The sequence below is a fragment of the Streptomyces sp. DI166 genome (assembly GCF_900091315.1).
Taxonomy (GTDB): domain Bacteria; phylum Actinomycetota; class Actinomycetes; order Streptomycetales; family Streptomycetaceae; genus Streptomyces; species Streptomyces fuscus.
This window is the reverse complement of record NZ_FLSP01000088.1, coordinates 24,513-34,255: the sequence shown is the minus strand read 5'-3', so window position 1 is coordinate 34,255 and position 9,743 is coordinate 24,513. Positions and strand designations below refer to the sequence as shown.

Annotated in this window: 6 protein-coding genes; 4 read left to right on the top strand and 2 right to left on the bottom strand. The window is 73.4% G+C overall.

Annotation, left to right across the window (positions count from 1 at the left end; all coding sequences use genetic code 11):
- Window positions 1–300: 300 nt before the first annotated feature.
- Window positions 301–3,027, top strand: a complete 2,727-nt coding sequence (gene polA, locus GA0115233_RS31900) for a DNA polymerase I (protein ID WP_093723805.1) — start codon at window positions 301–303, stop codon at window positions 3,025–3,027.
- A gap of 79 nt (window positions 3,028–3,106) precedes the next feature.
- Here the strand turns inward: polA and GA0115233_RS31895 are convergent, their stop codons facing one another.
- The gene (locus GA0115233_RS31895; protein WP_093723804.1) at window positions 3,107–3,940 is read right to left on the bottom strand and encodes a DUF4184 family protein; all 834 of its coding nucleotides are present in this window, start codon (window positions 3,938–3,940) and stop codon (window positions 3,107–3,109) included.
- A gap of 284 nt (window positions 3,941–4,224) precedes the next feature.
- Here GA0115233_RS31895 and GA0115233_RS31890 point away from each other — a divergent pair, with 284 nt between their 5' ends.
- From GA0115233_RS31890 to GA0115233_RS31885, 3 genes are all read left to right on the top strand, one after another.
- Window positions 4,225–5,958, top strand: a complete 1,734-nt coding sequence (locus tag GA0115233_RS31890; RefSeq protein WP_093723803.1) for a lytic transglycosylase domain-containing protein — start codon at window positions 4,225–4,227, stop codon at window positions 5,956–5,958.
- Window positions 5,959–6,093: 135 nt separating this feature from the next.
- Window positions 6,094–6,228 carry an SPW_0924 family protein gene (locus GA0115233_RS40330; protein WP_107406475.1) on the top strand — a complete coding sequence of 45 codons (135 nt, stop codon included), beginning with the start codon at window positions 6,094–6,096 and terminating at the stop codon, window positions 6,226–6,228.
- A 21-nt stretch (window positions 6,229–6,249) separates the two neighbouring features.
- Window positions 6,250–7,242, top strand: a complete 993-nt coding sequence (locus GA0115233_RS31885) for a DUF3068 domain-containing protein (RefSeq protein ID WP_093723802.1) — start codon at window positions 6,250–6,252, stop codon at window positions 7,240–7,242.
- On the opposite strand, the gene hrpB is transcribed toward GA0115233_RS31885, so the two are convergent.
- Window positions 7,232–9,736, bottom strand: coding sequence for an ATP-dependent helicase HrpB (gene hrpB / locus GA0115233_RS31880; RefSeq protein WP_093723801.1), 2,505 nt, complete (start codon window positions 9,734–9,736; stop codon window positions 7,232–7,234). The genes GA0115233_RS31885 and hrpB overlap by 11 nt on opposite strands.
- Between the last annotated feature and the right edge of the window lie 7 nt (window positions 9,737–9,743).

Here is a 9,743-nt window from a genome sequence, read left to right as displayed (position 1 = left end):
CCGGCCCCACCCACCCGCCGAAGGCGCCACGCGCACCCCCGTCCACCCGCGCAGGCCGCCGCAGGCACCCGGCCCCACCCACCCGCCGAAGGCGCCACGCGCACCCCCGCTCACCCGCGCAGGCCGCCCGCACCAGCCCGCACCAGCCCGCACCCGCCGGTACTCGCCAGACCCGCCCCTGCCCGCGCTGTCCCGCACCGGCACGCACCGGCACGCGCCGGCCCGCACCAGCCCGCTCCGGCCCGTGCCGGTTCCGGCGGTGGGTCCGCGGTGTCAGTGGGGCGTGGCAGGATCGGGGGCGTGGCAGAGACAGCATCGAAGAAGACCGAAACGAACCCCGGCGGCGGCCGTCCGCGCCTGATGCTCATGGACGGGCATTCCCTGGCCTACCGCGCGTTCTTCGCGCTGCCCGCGGAGAACTTCACGACCGCGACCGGCCAGCCGACGAACGCGATCTACGGCTTCGCGTCGATGCTGGCGAACACCCTGCGCGACGAGGCGCCCACGCACTTCGCGGTCGCCTTCGACGTGTCCCGCAAGACCTGGCGGTCCGAGGAGTTCACCGAGTACAAGGCGAACCGCTCCAAGACCCCGGACGAGTTCAAGGGGCAGGTCGAGCTGATCGGTGAGCTGCTCGACGCGATGCACGTCTCCCGCTTCGCGGTCGACGGCTTCGAGGCCGACGACGTGATCGCCACGCTCGCCACCCAGGCCGAGGCCGAGGGCTTCGAGGTGCTGATCGTCACCGGCGACCGGGACTCCTTCCAGCTCGTCAGCGAGCACACCACCGTGCTGTACCCGACCAAGGGCGTCTCGGAGCTGACCCGGTTCACCCCGGAGAAGGTCTTCGAGAAGTACGGGTTGACGCCCGCGCAGTACCCCGACTTCGCCGCCCTGCGCGGCGACCCGTCCGACAACCTGCCCGGCATCCCCGGCGTCGGCGAGAAGACCGCCGCGAAGTGGATCAACCAGTTCGGTTCGTTCGCGGAGCTGGTCGAGCGGGTGGACGAGGTCAAGGGCAAGGCCGGCCAGAACCTCCGCGACCACCTGGAGGCGGTCAAGCTCAACCGGCGCCTCACCGAGATGGTGCGTGACGTGGAGCTGCCCAAGACGGTCGCCGACCTGGAGCGGGCCCCGTACGACCGCAAGGCCGTCGCGTTGGTCCTGGACACCCTGGAGATCCGCAACCCGTCCCTGCGCGAGCGGCTGCTCGCGGTCGACCCCGGCGGCCAGGAGGCCGAGGAGACCCCGGTCGTCACCGACGGCGTGGAGCTGGACGGCCGCGTCCTCGGCACCGGCGAGCTGGCCCCCTGGCTCGCCGAGCACGCGGGCGCCGCCCTCGGCGTCGCCACCGTCGACACCTGGGCGCTCGGCGCCGGCTCGGTGGCCGAGGTCGCGCTCGCCACCGCCGACGGCCCCGCCGCCTGGTTCGACCCCTCCCAGCTCGACGAGGCCGACGAGACCGCGTTCGCCGCCTGGCTCGCCGACGCCGAGCGCCCCAAGGTCTTCCACAACGCCAAGGGCGCGATGCGGGTCTTCGCCGAGCACGGCTGGATGATCAACGGCGTCACCATGGACACCGCCCTCGCCGCCTACCTGGTCAAGCCGGGCCGCCGCTCCTTCGACCTGGACGCGCTGTCCCTTGAGTACCTGCACCGCGAGCTGGCCCCCGCCGCCACCGCCGATGGCCAGCTCGCCTTCGGCGCGGACGACGCCGCCGAGGCCGAGGCGCTGATGGTGCAGGCCCGCGCCGTCCTCGACCTGGGCACCGCCTTCGAGGCCCGTCTGGAGGAGGTCGGCGCCGCCGACCTGCTGCGCGACATGGAGCTGCCCACCTCCGCCCTGCTGGCCCGCATGGAGCGGCACGGCATCGCTGCCGACCGCGCTCACCTGGAGGCCATGGAGCAGATGTTCGCCGGTGCCGTGCAGCAGGCGGTGAAGGAGGCGCACGCGGCGGCCGGGCACGAGTTCAACCTGGGCTCGCCCAAGCAGCTCCAGGAGGTCCTCTTCGGTGAGCTGGGCCTGCCCAAGACCAAGAAGACCAAGACCGGCTACACCACCGACGCCGACGCCCTGGCCTGGCTCGCGGGCCAGACGGAGAACGAGCTGCCGGTGATCATGCTCCGTCATCGCGAGCAGGCGAAGCTGCGGGTCACCGTCGAGGGCCTGATCAAGACGATCGCGGCGGACGGCCGGATCCACACCACGTTCAACCAGACCGTCGCCGCCACCGGCCGGCTGTCCTCCACGGACCCGAACCTGCAGAACATCCCGGTCCGCACCGACGAGGGCCGCGCCATCCGCCGCGGGTTCGTGGTCGGCGAGGGCTTCGAGTCCCTGATGACGGCCGACTACAGCCAGATCGAACTGCGCGTGATGGCGCACCTCTCCGCCGACGAGGGCCTCATCCGGGCCTTCACCTCCGGGGAGGACCTGCACACCACGGCCGCCTCCCAGGTCTTCGGCGTCGAGCCCGACGCCGTCGACGCGGAGATGCGCCGCAAGATCAAGGCCATGTCCTACGGCCTGGCCTACGGTCTGTCCGCCTTCGGCCTGTCCCAGCAGCTGAACATCGAGGCGGGCGAGGCCCGCGCCCTGATGGACGCCTACTTCGAGCGGTTCGGCGGCGTACGGGACTACCTGCGCCGGGCCGTCGACGAGGCCCGCGCCACGGGCTACACGGCGACCCTCTTCGGCCGCCGCCGCTACCTGCCCGACCTCAACAGCGACAACCGCCAGCGCCGCGAGGCGGCCGAACGCATGGCCCTGAACGCCCCGATCCAGGGCACCGCGGCCGACATCGTCAAGATCGCCATGCTCAAGGTCGACGAGGCCCTGCGCGAGGCCGGTCTGAAGACCCGGATGCTGCTCCAGGTCCACGACGAAATCGTGCTGGAGGTCGCCCCCGGCGAGCGCGAGCGGGCCGAGGCCCTGGTCCGCGAGCAGATGTCCCAGGCGGTCCGCCTGGACGTCCCGCTCGGCGTCTCGGTGGGCGTCGGCCCGGACTGGGAGTCGGCGGCGCACTGAGCGCACAAGCCGCAGTAGCAGGGGCGCGGGTGACCGGCGACGGTCGACCCGCGCCCCGCCTGTCCCACCTGAGAACGTCTCACCGCAGCACGAGCGGCTGCTCCTCGCGCACCGGCACCGGACGCCACACCCGGACCGCCACGGCGTACACCAGCACGCCCACGAACAGCCCGGCGCCCGCCCCGAAGCACAGCGTCGGAATCAGCTCCCACGGCTTGGCGCGCGACCCCCAGTAGTCCCACCAGCGCACCGCCCGCACCACCGCGCACACCGCCGGAACCCCGACGAGCGGCACCCCGGCCAGCCACCGGTCCCGCGCCGACAGCACGGGCACCCCGGCCGCGCCGCCCCCGCCCCCGCCCCGCCGCAGCGCCACCGCCACGAACACCGCGATGACGACCGCGGCGACCGCGGAACCTCCGTACTGCAGGTACCAGTACAGGGGCGACCCCGCGATCTCCTCGCCGAGGACCGGGAACAGCCGCATGCCCCAGCGGTCGAGATGCGTGAACGCGTCCCACACCACATGCGTCAGCGAGCCGAGCACAGCGGAGACGTACCACCACACCACGAGTTCAGGCCGCACCCGCGCCCGGGGCGCACCGCAGCGCAGCAGGGCCGCGGGCCGCTCCTGGCGGGCCCTGGGCAGCAGCGCCACCAGGGGCTCGCGCACCAGCAGCCAGAGCCCCACCAGCGCCCAGGCGAGCACCACATCGACCGTGAGCACACCGGCGAAGGAGTGCGTGACGTCCCCGAACTCCATCGCGCCGGGCACGGCGCTGGCCGCGTAGTAGGTGAGATCGGGGCTGAAGGACCCGGCCACGAGGACGGCCGGGAGCAGTCGGCCCCGGCCGGTTCCGTCGGTCCGTACGGCGGGCAGCACCGCCGCCGCGTGGCTCAGGGTGAACGGCACCGGGTCTCCTTGCTGACAGGCTGATCGACCCGCTCAGTATCACGTATGGCCAAGCGGTGAATATCGGAGGTGAACGGGTGCCCGTGGCGCGGAAGTTGTCGTAGGGTCACTTGGTCGGCGTGCGGGGCGCGCGGCCGACACGACGGACAAATACGGACGGATGAGCCGCGGCGCACCACCGAACGGCCGTAAGAACGCAACCCCGGCGGCACATCGTTCGTCACAACAGGGCGACGGGACAGACAGAGACGGGCGCTCGGGCGTCCACGGGAGGGGTTCACTCTATGTCGGCGCAATTCGGCAGGCGGCTGTACAAGGGTGCGGCCACCGCCGCCGTCGCCGCGCTCGCGGTCGCGGCGCTGTCCGGCTCCCAGGCTCCCGGAGTGACAGTCGACGACCAGGGCAGACGGACCACCTCCGACGCCACCCCGTCCCCGGACGCGGCCGCCGACGACAGCGCCACCGGCAACTCGCCCTATTACACGGACCTGCCGCCCCTGGACAGCCCCAAGCCCTCGCCGAGCGCGGGCGGCACGGACGGCGGCGGCACCACCGATTCCGACTCGGGGATACCCGCGACCGTCCTGGACGCCTACCAGCAGGCCGCCGCCAAGCTCCAGGAGTCCAAGCCGGGCTGCAACATCCCCTGGGAGCTGCTGGCGGCCATCGGCCACGTCGAGTCGGGCCACGCCCGCGGCGGCAAGGTGGACGCCGACGGCACCACCATCTCGCCGATCCTGGGTCCGCAGCTCAACGGCAACGGCTTCGCCAACATCAGCGACACCGACAACGGCGCCTACGACGGGGACAGCTCCTACGACCGGGCCGTGGGGCCGATGCAGTTCATCCCGTCCACCTGGGAGTGGGCGGGCCGCGACGGCAACGGCGACGGCAAGAAGGACCCCAACAACGTCTACGACGCGGCCCTCGCCGCCGGCCACTACCTGTGCCGCTTCGGCTGGGACCTGTCCGACGCGCGCGACCTGCGCAGCGCGATCCTGAGCTACAACAACTCCACGGACTACCTGAACACGGTCCTGGCGTGGCTGGAGCACTACCGCAAGGGCGTCGACGAGATCCCCGACGGCACCGGTACGGTCCCGGAGGACCGCAGCGACGAGGTGATCTCCACGAACCCGTCGCCGAGCACCCCGGCGCAGCCCGGCACGCCCTCCACGCCCCCGAGGACGACACCGCCCGGGACCAAGCCGCCGGCCACCCCGCCCCCGACGACACCCCCGACGACGCCTCCGCCGGCCAAGCCGCAGACGCCCACCGAGTCGGTGCACCACCTGGAGGACGCCGGCACCGAGGAGCTGAGCGCACGGGCGGGCGACGCGTTCGCGGAGCGGATCAGCACCCGCGCCGAGACCAGGTCCGGCAAGGGCGTCGGCAAGGTGCGCATCCGCTTCACCGTCGTCGGCGACACGGATGCCGTCTTCACCGGCGGCGAGAAGGTCGCCACCGCCCTCACCGACAGCAGCGGCACCGCGGTGGCGCCCGCGCTCCAGGCGGGCGGGAAGACCGGCGAGTTCAAGGTCCGGGCCACCCTCATCGGCCGCTCGGTCACCGCCGTCGAGTACCGGGCGAAGGTCACCGAGCGCACCGCCGACGCCCTGGCCCGCACCACCGAGACCGAGCTGACCTGCGTCCCCGGCGGCGAGTTCGCCGAGAGGGTGAAGGTGAAGGCCACCTACAAGGGCGCCGTCGCCGACGGCGTCGCGGCCACCGCCACCCTCATCAAGTCCGCCGAGGACGCGACCGAGAACGACAAGGGCCCCTACTTCAAGGACGACGAGGACAAGCCCGTACGCACCCTCACCGGCCTGAAGACGGACAAGGACGGCCTGATCGAGCTGCCGAAGCTGTACGCGGACGAGAACCCCGGCACGTACGAGCTCGTCATCACGCTGGCGGGCGGCGCGAAGGTCACGGTCAAGCTGACGGTGGCGGAGGCCGAGGAGGGGACCGGCGAGGAGACCGAGACCCCCACACCCTCCGCGAGCCCCAGCGCCTGACCCCCGCACAAACCCGGACGGCGCCCCTCCGCGCGGAGGGGCGCCGTCGTCGTGCGTGACCTGTTCTCATCTCGTCCCCCCGTTGCTACGGTGCCCAAAACTGACGACCTATCAGTTTCGGCCTGGGGAGGCACCGTGCGCGCCCTGATCGCCGCCGCGACCGGTCTCGCCGTCGCGCTCGCCCTGGTGTTCACCCTCACCGCGCTCGGCACACCGAGCGGCGAGACCTCCCCGAAGCCGCTGCTGAGCACGGTCCCCGCACACCCGTAACCGCCCGGGAGGGAGGCCGAGATGCGCCGCAAGGTCAGTCTGATCCTGCTCGCCCTCGCCGTGTTCTTCGCCGCGCTGTCCCCGATGCTGCGCTGGTACGCCTTCCCGCGCCTGGCCAAGGTCCCCGCCGACCAGTACCAGGACATGGTCCTGGAGGCGAAGGACGCCACCCTCCTCGACTACGGCACCATGAAGGCCCGCACGGTCCCCAAGGTCACCATCGTGCAGACCCTCAAGGGCAACGTGGAGGAGTCCGAGCGGATCGAACGCACGGCGGGCCGTGACGTGGTCGTCTGGGACAGCCTCTCCTACGTCGAGGGCCCCGACGGCGAGATGGTCTCCCGGATCCCCGAGCGCTACATCTTCGACGCCCACACCCAGGAACCCGTCCACGCCACCGGCGAAATGGTCGACGGCGACCCGGTGCGCCGGGAGGGCATCGAGTTCAAGTGGCCGTTCCTGACCGAGAAACGGGACTACGAGTACTTCGACGCCCAGACCCGCACCTCCGCCCCCATCCACTACAGGGGCACCGAGGACTTCCGCGGCGTCGAGGTCTACTACTTCGAGCAGACCGTCCCGTGGACGAAGGTCCCGTACCCCAAGCAGCTGCCCGTCGAGGGCATCACCGCCGAGGCCCTCGCCGACACCGGAACCACCCGCTGGTACACCACGGTCCGCAAGTTCTGGGTCGAACCCGTCACCGGCGCCCCCGTCTACGGCGAGGAGATCCACCGCGAGGAGCTGCGCGGCGGCACGCTCCTGGGCGACCGCGACAAGGTCACGGCGTTCGCCGGACACGTCAAGATGCGCGAGGACTACATCGAGTACACGGTCGACCTGGTCAAGTCCAACCGCACCCTGGTCCTGCTGATGACGACCTATCTCCCCTGGGGCTTCCTGACCCTGGGCATCCTCCTGCTCGCCCTCTCCCTCTATCTGGAGGCCCGAAGCCGCCGCCCCAGGAGCCGGGCGCCGAAGGAGGCGACCGAACCGGAGCCGCTCAACGCCTGAGCCGCGTCCCCTCGTCGCCCTCCTGACGCCGGGCCCGAGCCGCGGTGTGCCGCGTGGGCTCGGCCGTCGCCGGGTCCTCCGGCCACGGGTGCTTCGGGTACCGGCCCCGCAATTCGGCGCGTACGCCCTTGTAGCCGTCCTTCCAGAAGGACGCGAGGTCCGCCGTGACCGCCGCGGGACGCCCCGCGGGGGACAGCAGGTGGACCAGCACCGGCACCCCCGCCACCGTCGGCGACTCGTGCAGCCCGAACATCTCCTGGAGCTTCACGGCGAGCACGGGCTGCTCGGGATCGGAGTAGTCGAGGCGGATACGGGACCCGCTGGGGACGGTCAGCCGCTCCGGTGCCAGTTCGTCCAGGCGGGCCGCCTCGCCCGACGCCCACGGCAACAGACGTCCCAAGCCCGCCCCGGCATCGATCCGGCCCAGATCGGCCCGCTTCCGCGCCCGGCTCAGCTCCGGTTCCAGCCACTCGTCCACGCGCGCGTGCAGCGCGTCGTCGGACACGTCCGGCCACGGGTCGCCCAGCCGCAGCCGCAGGAACGCCAGCCGCCGGCGCAGGACGACCGCGTCCGGCGACCACCGCAGCAGGCCCAGCCCCTCCTGCCGCAGCCCCTCCAGCAGGGCGGCCCGCACCAGGCCGGGGTCGGGGTCCCGAAGCGGCCGTACCGTCAGTTCGATCGCGCCCAGGCGTGCCACCCGCCGCGCCACCACGTCACCGTCGGCCCAGTGGACCTCCTCGCCCTCCGTACAGAGGGGAGCGGCGGCCGTACGGGCCGTCTCCTCGTCCACCACCGCCGCGAGCTGCACGCGCGCGTGCCCTTTGCCGACCGGGCGGTCCGCCACCGCCACCGCCAGCCAGGAGGCACCCCGCAGCGGCGAGCCCTCCCGCAGCTCCGCCCGCGTCCCGGACGCCATCAGCACCGAGCCGCCCTCGACCCTGCCGACCCGCTCGGGGAACGCCAGCGCGGCCACCGTCCCGGCCAGCGCGTCGTCCGCCTCCACGGCCTCCGACGTCCCGCGCAGCCGCCGTACCTCCGACCGCCAGCGCCCCGCGTACGCGTCACCGCCGCGCCGGGCCGCCCGCAGCGCCGCCGCCAGGTCGTCCCCGTAGTCCCGGGGGGCCTCCTCCGACAGCAGGGCCACCACCTCCGCGCCCGCGCCGTCCGTGTCCAGCAGCGCCCGCCCCAGGCGCGGGTGCAGGCCGAGGCCGGCCAGGCGCACGCCGCGGTCGGTCGCCCTCCCCTCCTCGTCCACCGCGCCGATCGCCGACAGCACCGCGCGGGCCGCCGCCATTGCCCCGGCGGGAGGCGGGTCCAGCAGGGCCAGACCGGACGCCGACGGGTCTCCCCAGCACGCCGCCTGCAACGCGAACGCCGTCAGGTCCGCCACCTTGATCTCGGGGGAGGGGAAGCGCGGCAGACGCACGTCCTCCGCCTCCGCCCAGCAGCGGTACACCGCTCCCGGCGCCTCACGCCCGGCCCGGCCCGCCCGCTGGCGTCCGGCGGCCTGCGAGGCGCGCACCGTCGTCAGCGCGCTGAGCCCGCGCGCGTGGTCGACACGGGGCTCCCGCGCGAGGCCGGAGTCGACGACCACCCGGACGCCGGGGACGGTGAGAGAGGACTCGGCCACCGAGGTCGCCAGCACCACCCGGCGCCGGTCGCCGCCCGACAGCACCGCGTCCTGGACGGACGCCGGGGCCCTGCCGTGCACCTGGAGGATCTCCACCCCAGCCAGGTCCCCGAGCTGCCCGGCCACGCGCGCGATCTCGCCGACGCCGGGCAGGAAGCACAGCACGTCCCCCGTCCGCTCGGCCAGCGCCCGCCGCACCACCGACGCCACGTGCGTCAGCAGCGCCGGGTCGACCCGCATCCCGTGCGGCGGCCGGACCGGACGGGCGGGCGGCGCCCACACGGTCTCCACCGGGTACGAGACACCCTCCGCCTCGACCACCGGGGCATCGCCCAGCAGCCGGGACCAGCCCTCCGCGTCCGTCGTCGCCGACGCGGCCACCAGCCGCAGCTCCGGGCGCAGCGCCTGCCGCACGTCCCACAGGAAGGCCGCCGTCGTGTCCGCGTCCAGATGCCGTTCGTGGACCTCGTCCAGGACGACCACGTCCACCCCGGACAGCTCCTGGTCGCGCTGGAGCCGCTGGAGCAGCACACCCGTCGTGACGACCTCCACGCGCGCGTGCCGCCCGACGACCCGCTCCCCGCGCACCGTGTAGCCGACGCTGTCGCCGACCTTCTCGCCCAGCAGCCACGCCATCCGCCGGGCGGCGGCGCGGGCCGCGATCCGGCGGGGCTCGGCCACGACCACGCGCCGGGCGGGCGCGGCCTCGTCCAGCAGGCCCGCCAGGGCCAGCGGGACCAGGGTGGTCTTGCCGGTGCCGGGCGGGGCCACCAGGACCGCCGTGCCCCGGTCGTCCAGGGCGTCGGTCAGGGCGGGCAGGGCGCTGCGTACGGGAAGGGCGTCCAGGGCGTCGTAGCGGATCACCCGCCCA